The sequence below is a fragment of the Paenibacillus sp. J31R109 genome, assembly GCF_059692055.1.
The window spans coordinates 17,776-33,823 of the sequence record NZ_JCAUAR010000017.1 but is presented as its reverse complement, the minus strand read 5'-3'; the positions used below and the strand labels follow the sequence as shown (position 1 = coordinate 33,823).

The 16,048-nt window shown below is 45.5% G+C and carries 14 protein-coding genes and 1 tRNA gene; 2 read left to right on the top strand and 13 right to left on the bottom strand.

Features of this window, described 5'->3' with window-relative positions; translation table 11 throughout:
• Window positions 1-31: 31 nt before the first annotated feature.
• The 3 genes from AC58QT_RS29060 to AC58QT_RS29050 form a co-directional block, all read right to left on the bottom strand.
• Window positions 32-1,213 carry a phosphoglycerate kinase gene (locus AC58QT_RS29060; RefSeq protein WP_145668127.1) on the bottom strand — a complete coding sequence of 394 codons (1,182 nt, stop codon included), beginning with the start codon at window positions 1,211-1,213 and terminating at the stop codon, window positions 32-34.
• A 121-nt stretch (window positions 1,214-1,334) separates the two neighbouring features.
• Window positions 1,335-2,342, bottom strand: a complete 1,008-nt coding sequence (gene gap, locus AC58QT_RS29055) for a type I glyceraldehyde-3-phosphate dehydrogenase (RefSeq protein ID WP_310502418.1) — start codon at window positions 2,340-2,342, stop codon at window positions 1,335-1,337.
• A gap of 87 nt (window positions 2,343-2,429) precedes the next feature.
• On the bottom strand, window positions 2,430-3,452 hold the full coding sequence (locus tag AC58QT_RS29050) for a sugar-binding transcriptional regulator (protein ID WP_497412015.1): 1,023 nt from the start codon (window positions 3,450-3,452) through the stop codon (window positions 2,430-2,432).
• A gap of 263 nt (window positions 3,453-3,715) precedes the next feature.
• Here AC58QT_RS29050 and AC58QT_RS29045 point away from each other — a divergent pair.
• Window positions 3,716-3,787, top strand: a tRNA-Arg gene (locus AC58QT_RS29045).
• Window positions 3,788-3,956: 169 nt separating this feature from the next.
• Window positions 3,957-4,538 carry an ATP-dependent Clp endopeptidase proteolytic subunit ClpP gene (gene clpP / locus AC58QT_RS29040; protein WP_065851305.1) on the top strand — a complete coding sequence of 194 codons (582 nt, stop codon included), beginning with the start codon at window positions 3,957-3,959 and terminating at the stop codon, window positions 4,536-4,538.
• Between the two features lie 73 nt (window positions 4,539-4,611).
• On the opposite strand, the gene AC58QT_RS29035 is transcribed toward clpP, so the two are convergent.
• The 10 genes from AC58QT_RS29035 to hisJ all read right to left on the bottom strand — a co-directional run bounded on the left by AC58QT_RS29035 (window position 4,612) and on the right by hisJ (window position 16,048).
• Entirely contained in the window at window positions 4,612-6,375 is a 1,764-nt protein-coding gene (locus tag AC58QT_RS29035; RefSeq protein ID WP_497412014.1) for a stalk domain-containing protein, read from the bottom strand.
• 212 nt (window positions 6,376-6,587) lie between these two features.
• A complete protein-coding gene (locus AC58QT_RS29030; RefSeq protein ID WP_028555561.1) occupies window positions 6,588-6,857 on the bottom strand; it encodes an HPr family phosphocarrier protein in 270 nt (89 codons plus the stop codon).
• 147 nt (window positions 6,858-7,004) lie between these two features.
• Entirely contained in the window at window positions 7,005-7,937 is a 933-nt protein-coding gene (gene whiA / locus AC58QT_RS29025; protein WP_310502448.1) for a DNA-binding protein WhiA, read from the bottom strand.
• A gap of 5 nt (window positions 7,938-7,942) precedes the next feature.
• A complete protein-coding gene (locus AC58QT_RS29020; protein ID WP_310502421.1) occupies window positions 7,943-8,926 on the bottom strand; it encodes a gluconeogenesis factor YvcK family protein in 984 nt (327 codons plus the stop codon).
• A 144-nt stretch (window positions 8,927-9,070) separates the two neighbouring features.
• Window positions 9,071-9,958 carry an RNase adapter RapZ gene (rapZ, locus tag AC58QT_RS29015; protein ID WP_310502422.1) on the bottom strand — a complete coding sequence of 296 codons (888 nt, stop codon included), beginning with the start codon at window positions 9,956-9,958 and terminating at the stop codon, window positions 9,071-9,073.
• Window positions 9,959-10,031: 73 nt separating this feature from the next.
• Entirely contained in the window at window positions 10,032-10,979 is a 948-nt protein-coding gene (locus AC58QT_RS29010) for an ROK family glucokinase (protein WP_497412013.1), read from the bottom strand.
• A gap of 159 nt (window positions 10,980-11,138) precedes the next feature.
• Entirely contained in the window at window positions 11,139-12,086 is a 948-nt protein-coding gene (gene trxB / locus AC58QT_RS29005; protein ID WP_497412012.1) for a thioredoxin-disulfide reductase, read from the bottom strand.
• Window positions 12,087-12,195: 109 nt separating this feature from the next.
• Entirely contained in the window at window positions 12,196-13,932 is a 1,737-nt protein-coding gene (locus AC58QT_RS29000; protein WP_497412011.1) for a tetratricopeptide repeat protein, read from the bottom strand.
• Between the two features lie 284 nt (window positions 13,933-14,216).
• Window positions 14,217-15,167: a ribose-phosphate diphosphokinase gene (locus AC58QT_RS28995; protein WP_310502426.1), complete on the bottom strand. Its 951-nt coding sequence runs from the start codon at window positions 15,165-15,167 to the stop codon at window positions 14,217-14,219.
• A 74-nt stretch (window positions 15,168-15,241) separates the two neighbouring features.
• The gene (hisJ, locus tag AC58QT_RS28990; RefSeq protein WP_310502427.1) at window positions 15,242-16,048 is read right to left on the bottom strand and encodes a histidinol-phosphatase HisJ; all 807 of its coding nucleotides are present in this window, start codon (window positions 16,046-16,048) and stop codon (window positions 15,242-15,244) included.

Here is a 16,048-nt window from a genome sequence, read left to right as displayed (position 1 = left end):
GTCAGGCTCCTTTTTTATGGGGAAATAATTTTTATTTATCGTTAAGTGCTACTACGCCTGGCAATGCTTTACCTTCCATAAACTCCAAGGAAGCGCCGCCGCCTGTGGACATATGGTTCATTTGCTCAGCCAAGTGGAATTTCTCAGTTGCTGCAGCGGAATCTCCACCACCGATTACTGTGTAACCCTCAGATGTTGCACACGCTTGTGCTACTGCACGTGTACCGTGGGAGAAAGGTTCGATTTCGAATACGCCCATCGGTCCGTTCCAAACAACCAATTTGGATTTCGCGATAACGTCTGCGTAAAGAGCACGTGTTTTCGGCCCGATATCAATGCCTTCCCAATCAGCAGGAATGCTGTCGATATCAACGATTTGCGTGTTTGCATCTGCGCTGAATTTATCTGTAACAACGATATCTACAGGAAGCAAGAAGTTAACACCTTTTTCTTTTGCTTTTGCAATAAAGCTAAGCGCAAGATCAAGTTTGGAGTTATCTAGAAGAGATTTACCGATTTCGTAGCCTTGAGCTTTCAAGAATGTATAGGACAGACCTCCGCCGATCAAGACGTTGTCTGCAATATTCAGAAGGTTTTCAATAACTGCGATTTTGTCTTTTACTTTGGAACCACCAACGATCGCTGTGAAAGGACGCTCAGGGTTGTTCAACGCTTTACCAAGAACATCAAGCTCTTTCTCCATCAAAAGACCGGAAACAGCTGGGATGTAAGCTGCGATGCCTGAAGTTGAAGCATGCGCACGGTGAGCAGCACCGAATGCATCATTCACGAACAAATCAGCAAGATCAGCGAAAGCTTTTGCAAGCTCTGGATCATTCTTCTCTTCACCTTCGTTGAAACGAACGTTTTCAAGCAGGAGAACATCGCCATTTTCAAGCGCATCCACTTGTGCTTTTACGATTTCACCAACGGATTGATCCGCTTTGATCACGTTTTGACCAAGAAGCTCAGCCAATTTCGCAGCAACTGGTGTTAAACGAAGCTCTTCCACCACTTGTCCATTTGGACGACCAAAATGCGCTGCAAGAATAACTTTAGCGCCTTGCTCTACTAAGTATTTAATTGTAGGAAGCGTTTCTCTGATACGGGTATCGTCAGTGATTTGACCGTTTTCTACAGGCACGTTGAAATCAACGCGAACAAATACTCTTTTACCAGCTACTTCAACATCGCGAACACTTTTCTTATTCATCGTAAAAGCCTCCTGAACGTATGGTTTTCTTCCGCTTCTATCCATTTACATAGTAAATCGCACATAAAGAGGAGAATCGCTTCTCCCCTTCATGTGGTTTTTTTATGTGATGATTATGAAATTACAGACCTTTTTTCGCGATGAAAGCTACCAAGTCAACAACGCGGTTGGAGTAACCCCACTCGTTATCGTACCAGGAAACTACTTTCAACATGTTGTCGCCAACTACCATTGTGGACAAAGCGTCGATTGTGGAAGAAGCTGGGTCACCATTGAAGTCGCTGGATACAAGTGCATCTTCTGTGTAGTTAAGAATGCCTTTCATAGGGCCTTCGGAAGCTGCTTTCAAAGCTGCGTTTACTTCGTCAACAGTTACGTTAACTTTAAGCTCAACAACCAAATCCGTTACGGATACGTTAGGTGTAGGAACACGCATAGCCATACCGTTCAATTTGCCTTTAAGCTCAGGAAGAACTAGACCGATTGCTTTAGCTGCACCAGTGCTGGAAGGAATGATGTTCTCAGCTGCTGCACGAGCACGACGAAGGTCTTTATGTGGAACGTCAAGAACGGATTGATCGTTTGTGTAAGAGTGAACAGTTGTCATCATACCTTTTACGATTCCGAATTGATCGTTGATTACTTTTGCGAAAGGAGCTAGACAGTTTGTTGTACAAGAAGCGTTGGAGATGATTGTGTGTGCAGCTGGATCGTATTTGTCTTCGTTAACACCAAGTACGATTGTGATATCTTCATCAGTCGCTGGAGCGGAGATGATAACTTTTTTAGCTCCACCGTTCAAGTGAAGAGCTGCTTTTTCTTTCGCTGTGAAAATACCAGTGGACTCGATTACGATTTCAGCGCCTACAGATCCCCATGGCAGATCCCCAGGGTTACGCTCAGCAAAAACCTTGATGGAACGACCGTTAACGATCAATTCACCTTCGCCAGCTTCAACTGTAGCGTCTAGTTTACCGTGAGTAGTGTCATATTTAAGCAAGTGAGCCAATGTTTTAACGTCAGTCAAATCGTTTACTGCTACGATCTGTACATCTGGGTTGTTCAATGCTGCGCGGAATACGTTACGACCAATACGTCCGAAACCGTTAATACCTACTTTTGTTGTCATAGTCAATTCCTCCTAGGTTTACATGCATTTTATATATTTCAAAACGTAAGCCGATAAGGGCACACGTTATGATGTCAAACTTCTTCGTCATACATGCTTCATAATTTCCAAAGCCGCTGCTTCATCCGTTACTAGTACATCTTCCTGCCCATGTCTGAGCACAGAAGCAATGGCTTCACCTTTGCTCTTCCCGCCAGCGACACCAATGACCACTTCCACCCGATGCAGATCCTCAAGCCGTAATCCGACTGTCGGCATCTTATGAACCACATTCCCTTGACGGTCAAAATAATAGCCAAGCGCCTCAGCAAGCGCCCCATCGGCTGTCAGACTACTCGTAGTCCCTGCATCCACCTTACGGCGGCGTGCCATGACCATAGCATCTCCGATACCATGTACAACAATGCGACAACTGCGCACTGCGTCAACAACTTCCTGAATCTGTGGATCCTGAATGAGCGATTGATACGCTTCTTCTCCAAGATGATCGGGCACATGCAGCAATCTGTATTTCCCGCCAGTTTTCTTAGCCATGATGGAAGCAATCGTGTTGGCTTGCATATCCACGCTTTCACCAAGTCCACCGCGTGCAGGAACGAACAAGCTGCCTTTCATTGATGATGAAAGTGCCAGGTTATTGGCTATTTGCGCCATCGTGGATCCACCCGTAACCGCGATGATATCATCTTTGGCAATATATTTACGTAAGGCAGCCGCGCCAGCGCGTCCAAGCTCCTTCTTCGTAAATACCGACGTGTCGGAATCCCCTGGAACGATAATCACATTCGACAGGTTAAATGCCTTGGCAATACTGTCTTCCAAATCTGTCAGACCGAAAGCCATCTTAATGATCGGCTGCATATCCTCCAGCAACTGACGACCAGACTCGCTGATCTTCATACCGCTTGCGTCAAATTCCAGAAGCCCAAGCTCCTTCAAGAAATCAACTTCACCGCGGAGCACGCGCTCCGTCATGTCGAGTGAGGACGCTAAGGTCCTTCTTCCAACGACGCCGGAAACCAAGATGTGCTGCAGAATCGAGTACCGCTTCTTCATGATGTCCATAAGATCAGGCATGAGCTGTTTCTGTATGTCTAGAATCTCTCTCATAGGACGACTTTGAACGCTCCTGATCCATTGTTGGACGTTTTATGTCCCGGGTATACATTTTGCGTCCCACCCGGGTGAAAAAAAAGTTCCTTGCGCATTTCTTATATTGTTTCTCGATTACAGTTCTTATTATAACCATTTCCTGCGCAACATTCAACATTTGTTCAAACATTTTTCTTCAAATGGGTCTGTAAGGGCTTACCATCTTGCTTTTTCTAGAAAGCTGACTTATAATAACCCTTGCTTCACTATTTCTAAACTATGCGCCCGTGGTCCAATGGATATGACGTAGGCCTCCGAAGCCTGAGATAAAGGTTCGATTCCTTTCGGGCGCGTCCAGTAATAATCAGATAGGCAGTACCCCAAATCAGCCCTTAGCTGATTTTTTTTATGTTTAGTTTGACCTTTCTTGACCTTCGGAGGTTTTTTCGTTATCATACTTGTAGATACTGTAAATAGTATGTACCCAATAGTAGGTAACCCAACCCCAAGGAGGTCATTCTCATGAGTTTTATTCCTATGGTCGTCGAACAGGACGCGCGCGGTGAAAGAGGATATGACATCTACTCTCGCTTGCTGAAGGACCGCATTATATTCTTAGGCACGGGTGTCAACGATGTTGTGGCGAATTCCATCATTGCTCAGTTGCTCTTCTTGGCCGCACAAGATCCTGATAAAGATATCTCGCTTTACATTAACAGCCCAGGCGGCTCCATCACAGCTGGTATGGCGATCTTCGACACGATGCAGTTCATCAAACCAGACGTATCCACGATCTGCGTTGGTATGGCAGCTTCCATGGGCGCATTCTTGCTCACAGCTGGTGCCAAAGGCAAGCGTTACGCGCTTCCGAACAGCGAAGTCATGATTCACCAACCGCTAGGCGGCGCTGAAGGCCAAGCCTCTGATATCGAAATTCGCGCGAAGCGCATTTTGAAAATGAGAGACAACCTGAACACGATCCTTGCAGAGCGTACAGGACAATCGTTCGAGCGCATCGAGAAGGATACAGACCGTGATAACTTCATGAGTGCTAAAGAAGCAGCCGAATACGGACTCATCGATAAAGTCATCGAACGCGTCTAATTTTATACATGAAAAAAACCAGCTTGATCCTCACGCTCCTGAGCGCTGAAGATCGGCTGGTTTTTTGTTTGTCTTATTTCAAATCTTCCAATGGGTAGAAAATTAAATCAATCGGGAACGCCGAGCCTGCTGGAGGTGTAAACTCAATATCGAGTGCATCTTCCGTCCCTGTCGTGCGCGCTAACACTTCCATGCCGTCGAACGCGGTAATAACACCGGAGTAAGGCACAGGAATGATCTCACCGTTAATTTTGAACGGCCCTTTGAACACACCGCCTCTGGCCATGATCATCACAGCCATTTTGCGCGGCTTATCCGCATGAATCTTATAGACCACACCGTAGTTGCCGCCATTCTCCACATCTTGCTTACGCATCACATCATAACCTTTGACGAACGGATCTGTTTTATTATCACCGATCGTTAAGACGGAAGGTTTCGTAAAGCTGGAAGCGTCAATTTTCCATTGAATCTCAGAAACTGGGAACGTCCCGCGAACATGCCCGTTAAAGGCGAGTAAAGGCAACTCCTTTACTGTCGTTGGCGTCAGCATTTTATCCGTTGCGATAAAGGACATTTGAAGCTCGCCATTCGTCTCCACATCATAGAACAGATTCACACCTTGCCCAGGATAGAACTCAGGCAATTTCGCATACACATAGCTTGCCCCTGGCAGAACCGTCATTTCATCCGTGTACACATTGTTAAGCAAGAAATCCACCGAAGCTTCGCTACCGATCAAGTTCGCGTAAACAGAAGGATATACTTCGCCTTTGTTTGTTGTTTTGATCGTAATCGGTTTATCCGTGTTGTTTGTAGCGAAGATAGCCATTGTCATCTTGTTTTTCGTACCATTGATATGATCCGCGTATAAACGAGCTTTACCATTGATATTATCTTGATACAAAATACCGCTGGATGTGAATTCTTCCGGACTGTCGCTGACAAGCAGCGTACGCCCTTGTACTTCTTTCACGTCCTTCGGAAGCATTGGCAATTCATTAAAATGATTCCAAATGGTCGCCCAGTTCGTTTTGATGAACCCGCCAACCGGCTTCATGTATATCGGGAACTCTACTTCAGATAAATACGGTTCATTCACCACAGTTACATAGCTTTTGAACAATTTACTTACATGTCCATGACCATCCTTCACGGTTAGGGTCACTGGATATTGGCCAGCTTTAAAGAATGCTTCTTGTTTCCCTGTCCAATCGAAAGATACGATACCTTCTGCATCTGGATCATAACTCAAATCCAAATACTTAACAGGCTCACCAAGCCTGTATGTAGGCTTCGCAGTCGCAAACTTGGCTACTGGGCGAGAATTGCTATCTTGATCGATGTAGATGCCCTCAGGCGCTTTAAAATGTACGATTTCTACACGTCTTAGTTCATTGTTATACGTGTACTTTGCACCCATGTAATCAGCTAACCATGTCAGTTTCACCAGCAACTTGCCATTCACAATCGCAGCCACTGAATTAAATGGAATGTCGACCCCATTCGTTGTCACCGTCTTGTGATCGGAATCTAGAACAATGTTATAGCCTGACGGAGTCATTTGAATCGTACGAGATAATTCGTTCCATTCCACTTTAAATCCTAACGTATCACCCAAGAATTTGGCCGGAACAAAGGTACTTCCATCAATAATCGTTGATGGCGACTCTAGATGAATCTGTTCCTGATTCACAAATGCTTCTGCTTTATCGATATAAAGTAAAATAAAGGACGAGCTTGTTGATACTGCGTGCGCAGCCGGTGCTGTAAGTGTGCTTACTAGAAATACGAGTACAGCAAGTAGAGCAATCATTTCTTTCTTTACTACATTCATTTCACTTCGGCTCCTTCTTTCAAGCTTAGGGTAGGCGGCGGCTAAGAAATGCAAATAGCCTTATCCGTCACAACCACGCTTATTAGACGTAGCCGAATGAAAAAGGTTTCTCCCTACCACCATTTGTTAACAAATTTGACACTTTTAGAATGTTCCTCAATCGCTTCTACAAAGTGCAAAAAAGCCCCCTCGAAAGGTGGCTTTTAAAGAAATTATTGGTTTTCCAACTCTTCCTTACTGACTAATGTGACTAAAGCGTTTACAGCCTGCTCTGCATCCGAACCTTCTGCACTTATGAAGACTTCGGTCCCTGTGCTGATCGCAAGACTCATAATTCCCATGATGCTCTTTGCATTCACTTTCTTCTCATCTTTCTCAACAAAGATCTCCGATGAAAACTTATTCGCCTCTTGAACAAACAATGCCGCAGGTCTGGCATGAAGTCCTGTTCTCAACTTCACAACGACTGGACGTCTGGACATGGAACTAATTCCCCCTAGTGTGGAGCTTATATGGATTACTATTAATAACAGCGTTTACCTTATGTTTTAATATTATAGCATTTTTCCTTCAAGTACACTAGAAAAAATGCGAAAAACTTATACAAGCGATGTACAGCCCCGTCTTATCTACGAATTTCGGTGTTTTTCGGCTAATTCGTCTATTTTTCGCAGGCGATGATTCACACCTGACTTACTAACACTGCCCGAAAGCATGTCACCAACTTCCTTCAAATTCAAGTCAGGATGCGCAAGTCTAATCTCCGCAACCTCTCTCAACTTCTCAGGCAAGCTATCTAGACCAATCTCACGTTGCAACAACCGAATATTCTCGATTTGCCTAACAGCGGCTCCGATCGTTTTGTTCAAGTTCGCCGTCTCGCAGTTCACGATGCGATTAACGGAATTTCTCATATCCTTCATAATGCGGACATCTTCGAATCGCAACAGCGCCTGATGAGCCCCAATGATGTTGAGAAATTCGATAATTTTCTCGCCTTCCTTGATGTACAGCACGAACCCTTTCTTGCGTTCAATGAAACGGGCGTTCAAGTCAAACTTGTTCGCAAGCTGTGTTAATGCTTTACAGTGTTCTTCATAAATCGAAGCGATTTCCAAATGATAGGAAGATCCCTCCGGATTATTAACAGAACCGCCAGCCATGAAAGCTCCCCGAAGATAAGCACGCTTGCAGCAATTGCCGCGAATAATGTCTTTGTTAATCCCCGTCGTAAAGATGAATCCCTCAGAGACAATCTTTAAATCACTGAGCAGCTCTTGTACTTGACCAGGAACCCTAACAATGTACACATTATTCTTCTTAAGACGCATTTTCTTACGCACAAGTAGCTCCGTGTGTGTATTATACGTCTTCTTGATCAGCGAGTAAATCCGCCTAGCTATCGCTGCGTTCTCCGTAGATACATCCAAGACAACACGCTGACTCGTTAACTGTACAGCCCCATTCATCCGAATGAGTGCGGACAGTTCCGCTTTTTCACAACACGGCTCCGAATCATTGATTAAAGTTAATTCTTTTTTGGTTGTTGCCGCAAAGGACAAGGGACTCACTTCTTCCTTAACAGCCAGCTTTCGACGAGCTGATAGATATGGTCACTCAATTTCTCTGCATCATGACGAAGATAAGTACGGAATAAGACCAAACGATCGGCAATTACTCGATATCCTCTTTTCGTCACTTCATCCAAATCTAAATGAACCGCTTTTGAACCTTTTTCCGCATATTTGGCTTGCACCTGCGGTGGAATCTCACCATTATTCACAATCACATAATCGAACAAATGCTGACCTAAGTGTTCATAAATCGCATCCAGATGATCACTCACGGAATAATCATCGGTTTCGCCAGGCTGTGTCATGACATTACATATGAACAATTTCACAGCATTCGAAGCCTCGATCTCCTGCGCTATCCCTGGAACAAGCAGATTCGGCAGCAAACTGGTATATAAACTGCCAGGTCCGCACAAGATGGCATCCGCCTCACGTATAGCTTGAATCGCTTCGGTGAGTGGCGTTACACCCGCCGGCTCAATGAATACTTTCTTGATTCGTCCATTCGCCTTCGGTATTTTGGACTCCCCAACGACTAAAGTCCCGTCCTCCATAATGGCTTTCAACACGATCGCTTGATTCGACGCCGGAAGGACTCTTCCACGAACAGCAAATACGCGATTCATTTCTTGCACAGCGGTAACAAAATCACCTGTAATATCTGTCAATGCCGCTAGTATTAGATTTCCCAGACTATGTCCGGCTAAACCTGTACCATTCTGAAATCGATACTGCAACATCAAAGACAATAAAGGCTCGACATCCGCTAGTGATGTTAACACATTTCGAATATCTCCCGGAGGCGGCATCTGCAGTTCGCTTCGCAAGATACCCGAACTTCCTCCATCGTCTGCAACGGTCACGATAGCAGTGATATCAACCGGTTTTTCCTTCAGTCCTCTCAGCATAACCGAGAGCCCTGTTCCACCGCCAATAACGACTATTCGGGGCTTACGTTGTAATTGACCAAGCTCCATACTTCTTTCACCCTCTTAATGAGAAAACCTCTATCGAAGTCGTTCAAAGCTGAGCGACCGCTGTAATAGGAAGGTTTTATCGCCAGTTAGAAAGCAGTTTTCGTAATCGGAAACTTATACTCTCTAACGGGGTCACATAGCCGTCTATAAACGGTCCCGCTCGGAATCGCGATGACTTAGACGCACGGTTTCAGTTTCACTGTTCCCCATGACTTTACCTAGATATTCCGTAATGGCAACTGATCTATGTTTGCCTCCTGTGCAGCCAATACCCACAACAACCTGACTCTTGCCTTCTTTTTTATACTGAGGCATTAAGAAATTCAGCATATCCAGCAGCTTCGTCAGAAATTCTTGTGTCTCCGACCACTTCATCACATAGTCGTAGACATCAGGATCTTGACCCGTTTGTGGTCGCAGTTGCTCCACATAATGAGGATTGGGCAAAAAACGCACATCAAAGATGAGATCAGCGTCAATAGGGACACCGTACTTGAAACCGAATGAGATAACATTTATAGATATGCGATTAGCTTCTAGATTGGTGAACCTGGAAATGATTCTTTCCTTCAACTGCACGGGCTTCAAACTGCTAGTGTCAATGACCTGCGTAGCCAAACCTTTGAGTTCCTCTAGCAGCTTACGTTCAAGACCTATTCCCTCAAGTGGCGCCCCATCTGGCGCCAATGGATGGCGACGTCGACTTTCTTTGTAACGCTGAACAAGTGTCCCGTCGGTCGCATCCAAGAATAGAATTTCGTAGCTAAGCGTGTAATTCTCTTGGATATACCGTAAAGACTCTTGGAGCGAAGTGAAAAATTCACGCCCGCGCAGATCAATAACCAAAGCTACTTTGCCGATTTTACCCATCGATTGCACGATTAATTCAGCAAACTTCGGAATTAAAACGGGAGGTAAGTTATCAACGCAGAAGAATCCTAGATCCTCCATACTTTGAACAGCAATAGTCTTGCCTGCACCCGACATTCCTGTAATGATGACCAGTTTCGCTAAAGGGTGGTTTTCTTCCATGAATGACACCTTCCTTTGGGGGGCTTTCGCAGACCAGCTCTGTCCTGTTCATCTACGAACCCGGTCTAGCCTTCTAGCGCAAATTCAACCCTGCAGCTCCAACAACGCCTGCGTCATTGCCAAGTGTCGCAGCAACGATCTCAACGCCTTCAGCAGCTGCTTCTGGTGTAAATTTAAGGAACGTTTCACGAATAGGTTGGAATAGAATTTCTCCAGCTTTCGATACGCCACCGCCAATAATGAAGCGCTTAGGATTAATCACAACAGCTAACGCCGCCATGGAACGCCCAATATAATAAGCAGCACGATTTACGATGCGCAAAGCCACTTCATCTCCGCTTTTCGCATCATCAAACACATGCTTAGCTTCAATTTTCTCGTGGAGGGCTAATGATGTACGCTCACCGCGTTCCACCGCTTCCTTAGCCATACGAACTATGCCTGTTGCAGAAGAAACCGTTTCAAGACAACCCATTTGTCCGCATCCACACTGAATCGCTTCAATGTCAGGAACGATGGACATATGACCAAGCTCGCCAGCCATGCCAGCAGACCCTTGATAAATTTTACCGTTAATAATGATACCGCCGCCAACACCCGTTCCAAGCGTATAGCATACTACGTTCGGAATGCCCGCTCCTGCGCCAGCCCAAGCTTCTCCAAGAGCAGCAACGTTCGCATCGTTATCAATTTTAACTTGTTTACCCAGAAGTGCTTCAAGCGTCTTCTTCGCCGGTACGTTATGCCACTGCAGATTCGGAGAGAACTTCACGAAGCCTTCTGGAATATCCATAAATCCAGCTAAGCCTGCGCCAATTCCTGCTACTTGCTCCCACGAAAACTCAGACTCTTCGACAATTTGACGTACATACTGCGCAATACGTTCAAGGACTGACTCTGCACCTAGTTCTGGTGAAGTTGGACCCTCTAACGTCTTAAGAAGCTTACCTTGCTCATCACAAATACCTACTTTAATATTCGTGCCGCCTAGATCTACACCGATATAAATTTGATTGGACATTACAAGGTCACCTCATGAATAATCATAAAATTTTCGGGCATTTGCTCCTGTTCCCACTATAAGACAACACTGCCGGGAGGTCAAGATTCATCCATACCCTGTTAAAAGAGAAAACGTGGAAAGCGTAGCCCTCCACGTTAACTGAATTGCCATAACGACTTACAGAGAAATACTCCAGTCGTGTACGCTGTTGCCTTCAAGGAACTTCTCAGCTTCCAGCGCTGCAGCACATCCGCTTCCAGCAGCTGTAATAGCTTGACGATACTTCGTATCTTGCACGTCACCACAAGCGAATACGCCTGGGATATTCGTCTCTGTCGTACCTGGTTTCACGACGATGTAACCATGCTCATCTGTGTCAATTTGTCCACCGAGGAACTTCGTGTTCGGTGTATGCCCGATGGCTACGAAGATACCGTCTGTTTCAAGGATTTCATCTTCACCTGTTTGGTTGTTTTTCACTTTAAGGCCAGTAACGCCTTTGTCACCCGCTACAACTTCTAACGGCGTGTTATTCAGCGACCACTTCACTTTCTCGTTACCACGAGCGCGGTCTTGCATGATCTTGGAGGCACGAAGCTCATCGCGGCGATGAACCAAACGCACTTCTGAAGCGAAACGAGTCAAGAAGTTGGCCTCTTCCATAGCAGAGTCACCACCGCCAACGACGATAATCTTTTTACCACGGAAGAAGAAGCCATCACACGTTGCACATGTACTTACGCCGCGCCCAATGTTCTCTTTCTCATTTGAAATTCCAAGCAATCTTGCAGACGCACCTGTGGAAATAATCAGTGTTTCTGTTTCGATTTCGCCTAGACCCTCAACTTGTAGTTTGAAAGGGCGGTTCGTCAATTCAACAGAGTTAACCCAACCTGTTTTAAATTCAGCGCCAAAGCGTTCAGCCTGCTTGCGCATGTTTTCCATTAATTCAGGTCCCATAATCCCTTCGGGAAATCCTGGGAAATTCTCTACTTCTGTAGTTGTTGTCAACTGACCGCCTGGTTCTGGTCCTTCAATAACTAGCGGGCTAAGGTTGGCACGCGCTAGGTAAATAGCTGCTGTTAGACCGGATGGTCCTGTTCCTACTACGACTGATTTGTACATATGATTTCCCTCCTAGGTGCTTTCCTGAGGAAAGCTATCTTTAGTTTAACAATCCATTCATCTATATGTATGAAAGCCGAAACTTTCATAAAGGGATCAAGCTCGGCCATCAAAGATTTGTAAACTTGTTGAAAATCGCATCCATTTTTTCGCGTAAACCACAGGTGTCGTCAATGAGCTTCACATGCCGACTAACCGTGGAAACCGTGACACCATATCGTGTAGCCACTTCCTGATAGGAAATCGTACGACGATGCATTTTGGCAATCAAATATTCTAACGCTGCCGCCCAGCCCTCCGATTTGAGAATCTTAGGCACATTCGGGTACATCTTCGTTAAAAATTCGACCCACAGAATTTCTAAGTCATACTGTTGAACCATATCGTAACGCTTGTGCATATGCGATAGCGCCGTTTCCATGACTCGCTGCCAACTTGCATCCCATACGGGAAGATGAGGCGAGTACGGAGAAGCCTCTACCATGATGTCCTTATTCTCGAGATAGGCAGGAAGGGACTCGCGAATGCCCATGCTTCGCAGTACGAAGATGGCAACCTTCTTCAAATAATCATCCTCTTTGTGATCTAGAATGAAATCCTGAAGAGCGTCTCTCACTTCGTTGTCCGCAATCAAACCAAAGGCTTGAATCACTTGAAGCTTCGTCTCTACATCGCCATGACGCAAAGCCCAGAAGAATGATGACCGCACAAGCGGGTCTTTCTTCAGTTGATCAGGAATGCCTTGCGTTGATTTCTCAAGTGCACGGAACTGCTCTTCGAATGGCAGATGATAGTGATAGCTCCAAGTCAGCGGAAGCGCTGATTTCTCTCTTATCCGTAGCTGCTCTAAGTAGAACTTCGAGATTTCAGCACCTGGATCCAACTTCTGAACCTGCTTCCATAACCGGTACGCTTCTGAGAAACGACCAATATGGCACGCAGCAACAGCCGCATAATGATACAAGCAAGGGTCTGTACCTCCGTCCCCAGCTTTCAGCAGACGTTTGAACAGATGGTACGCTTTCTCATGTTGAGCAAGAATCCCCATCGTCGTTGCCAGCTTAAACACATGCTCCTGTTGGAACGGAAACGTCTTACCTAACAGCTCAGTAAGCTCTGCAAGTTCCTTCTTGTTGCCGAAATGCTGATGGAAAATCGCCATATTACAAAGTGCATGGAGGTTACCAGGATCGATAACCAGCACTTCGCGGATCGTTTCCATTGCTTTCTCGAACTGGCCCATATAATAATAAGCCAGCGCTAAATTGTTGCGGGCTGCGGTGAAATCAGGTTGTTTCTTCACTAATTTCTCCAACTGCCTTACCGCTTCTGCGAACTTACCTTCCTCCAGCAACGCACGGGCCTTATCATGCTCGAACAGCCCTTCTCGACTCTTGATGCTAGTGAGAGGGGCGGGACGATCAAGCTCGTAGCTCAGCATTTCCATCATTTCTTCGGATTCGTCCATGAATTGCCCTGTGGGGTCATTCTCCAAATACCGAACCAATGCTTGTTCTGCCTGCTCGAAGTTTTCCATGTTGGCATAGTTGTTCGCCATATAAAAGTGACATTCTGTCATCTCGGGATCGATGGTTTCAAGGATATGCTGCAAAATTTGGTTCGACTCGTCATAATTGCCCACTTCGGAGAGAACTCCTGCGAGATTGCAGTGATTCACAGGATTATCCTGCTCATACTCTGCCGCCCGCCGGAAATATTTCAATGCCTTATCATAATGAAACCGATCCAAAGATTGAACCGCTCTCTCGAAAAAGAATGCGGCATCCATGTTAATTGATATAACTTTTGGTTTTGGCGCTTCGGATATGCGCTTTTTCTTTTCCATAGCAAGACACCTCCGGCAATTTGATTACACTCAAATTATACCATAGATCGCTAAGAAGCCAAAAACATTATCCGAAGGTAAGATTTGGACCTGGTTTCTATACAAATAAAGACTTAAAAAGTCGCCTTTCAAAACCGAGAAGGTTGGACGATAATCCGAGGAACGAGGAACGGAGCGTAGGTGAGCCTACGTGAGTACCGCAGTTCCCGGATTTCGTTCAAGATTCGATGTCGAACCCACTTCCTGATATAGCTTCGTTTTCAAAGGTGATTTATTAAGTTTCCTTATACACCGCCGTATTTAAATAGGGAGGATAGGGAACCGCCATCTGTAATAATACGAACTGCATCGGACAACAATGGTGCCACAGAAAGTACATTAAACTTACTTGAATGGCCCTCTGGAATCGCAATCGAATCCGTAATAATGACTTCTTTAATGCTAGGGTGATCCAGACGCTGCAACGCTGGGCCAGAGAAGACAGGGTGTGTCGCACAGATGTAAACATCCAGCGCACCGCGCTCTTTTAAGCTTTCCACAACGTTAACGATCGTAGTACCCGTATCGATTAAATCCTCGATAATAATGGGTGTACGTCCTGCAACATCCCCGATCACGTGCGTAATCACAGATTCATTATGCTCAGGGCGTTTCTTAATCATCATGGCGAAAGGCGCATCGAGAATGTTAGCCATTTTCTCAGCTGTTGTCGCACGTCCCGCATCCGGAGAAACGATAATTGGATTCGGTAAATTTTTCTTCTTAATGCAGTCACTAATAAGATCAAGAGCTGTCAGGTGATCCACAGGGATATTGAAGAAACCTTGAATCGCTGGCGCATGGAGATCAATCGTAACAACACGAGTTGCGCCTGCTGACGCGAACAAGTCAGCGACTAATTTAGCTGAAATCGGCTCACGCGGAGCTGCTTTACGTTCTTGACGAGAGTAACCATAGTATGGGATGACAAGGTTGATCGTTTTTGCAGATGCTCTTTTCGCCGCATCCATCATGACCAAAAGCTCCATCATATGCTCATTAATCGGATGGGAGAAGGTTTGTACCAGAAACACGTCGCAGTTACGAATCGTTTCTTCGTAAAGGCAATAAATTTCTCCGCTTTTGAAACGTGATAATTTGATTTGTCCTAGCGGCTGGCCGAGCTCTTTACAAATACTTTCCGCAAGCTTCGGATTCGAAGATCCGGAAAAAATTTTAACATTGTCGCTATGCATGGTTAATGGTTACCTCCGAAGGTTCATTAAATAGATTATACAGTCCTACTCATTATACATGATACGTGTTGAAATTAAAAAGTCACAAGTTGTCGTTTTCGAGCAGAAAATGTGGCTATTTCGTTAAATCCAATCGTTTTTAATAGCTCTCTAGCCTCATCCAAATACTGAGACAACCGTTCCGGCTGGTGCGCATCAGATCCGAGGGTCACGGGAATTCCCACCTTATGGCAGTATTCTAGCATACGGCGGCTTGGGAACATCTCTTTACAAGGATGGCGCAGGCCAGAGGCATTCAATTCGATTGCCATTCCGTATTCCTTCACGGTATCTAAAGCAGCCTTTTCCAGCTCCCACGTATCACGATCCGGCACATAACCAAATCGTTTGATCATATCGATATGTCCGATATAGTCATACAGTCCGGTTCGGACTGCTTTCTTCACTGCCTCGTAGTATTGGGTATAAACTTCAAAAATATCCTTACCTTCCCAACCTGCGAGCTGTCTAAAATCGGAAATATCCCACTCACCGAGAAAATGAACCGAGCCGATCACATAATCCCAAGGGTACGCATCAATGATGGCCGCAATATCTGTCTCGTAGCCCTCCACATAATCGCCTTCCAGACCCACACGGATATCGATCTGATCTTTGTATTTCTCTTTGAGAAGAAGGCATTCTTCCACATAACGGGGAAGCTCCTCCTTCGGCATCGCCATTTCTGGCCAATACGTCTGCGGGTCGACATGCAAAAGCGGCATATGATCAGAAAGCCCCAACTGGGTAAGCCCGATCTCGATGCCGCGTTTGACGTATTCCTCCAGTTCCCCAGAGGCATGACCGCAGCGCACATGATGTGTATGATAATCAATCAACAT

Coding starts and splice junctions, on each gene's coding strand:
- AC58QT_RS29060 (WP_145668127.1), bottom strand. CDS start 1,213: ATGAATAAGAAAAGTGTTCGCGATGTTGAAGTAGCTGGTAAAAGAGTA.
- gap (WP_310502418.1), bottom strand. CDS start 2,342: ATGACAACAAAAGTAGGTATTAACGGTTTCGGACGTATTGGTCGTAAC.
- AC58QT_RS29050 (WP_497412015.1), bottom strand. CDS start 3,452: ATGAGAGAGATTCTAGACATACAGAAACAGCTCATGCCTGATCTTATG.
- clpP (WP_065851305.1), top strand. CDS start 3,957: ATGAGTTTTATTCCTATGGTCGTCGAACAGGACGCGCGCGGTGAAAGA.
- AC58QT_RS29035 (WP_497412014.1), bottom strand. CDS start 6,375: ATGAATGTAGTAAAGAAAGAAATGATTGCTCTACTTGCTGTACTCGTA.
- AC58QT_RS29030 (WP_028555561.1), bottom strand. CDS start 6,857: ATGTCCAGACGTCCAGTCGTTGTGAAGTTGAGAACAGGACTTCATGCC.
- AC58QT_RS29020 (WP_310502421.1), bottom strand. CDS start 8,926: ATGGAGCTTGGTCAATTACAACGTAAGCCCCGAATAGTCGTTATTGGC.
- rapZ (WP_310502422.1), bottom strand. CDS start 9,958: ATGGAAGAAAACCACCCTTTAGCGAAACTGGTCATCATTACAGGAATG.
- AC58QT_RS29010 (WP_497412013.1), bottom strand. CDS start 10,979: ATGTCCAATCAAATTTATATCGGTGTAGATCTAGGCGGCACGAATATT.
- trxB (WP_497412012.1), bottom strand. CDS start 12,086: ATGTACAAATCAGTCGTAGTAGGAACAGGACCATCCGGTCTAACAGCA.
- AC58QT_RS29000 (WP_497412011.1), bottom strand. CDS start 13,932: ATGGAAAAGAAAAAGCGCATATCCGAAGCGCCAAAACCAAAAGTTATA.
- AC58QT_RS28995 (WP_310502426.1), bottom strand. CDS start 15,167: ATGCATAGCGACAATGTTAAAATTTTTTCCGGATCTTCGAATCCGAAG.
- hisJ (WP_310502427.1), bottom strand. CDS start 16,048: ATGTTGATTGATTATCATACACATCATGTGCGCTGCGGTCATGCCTCT.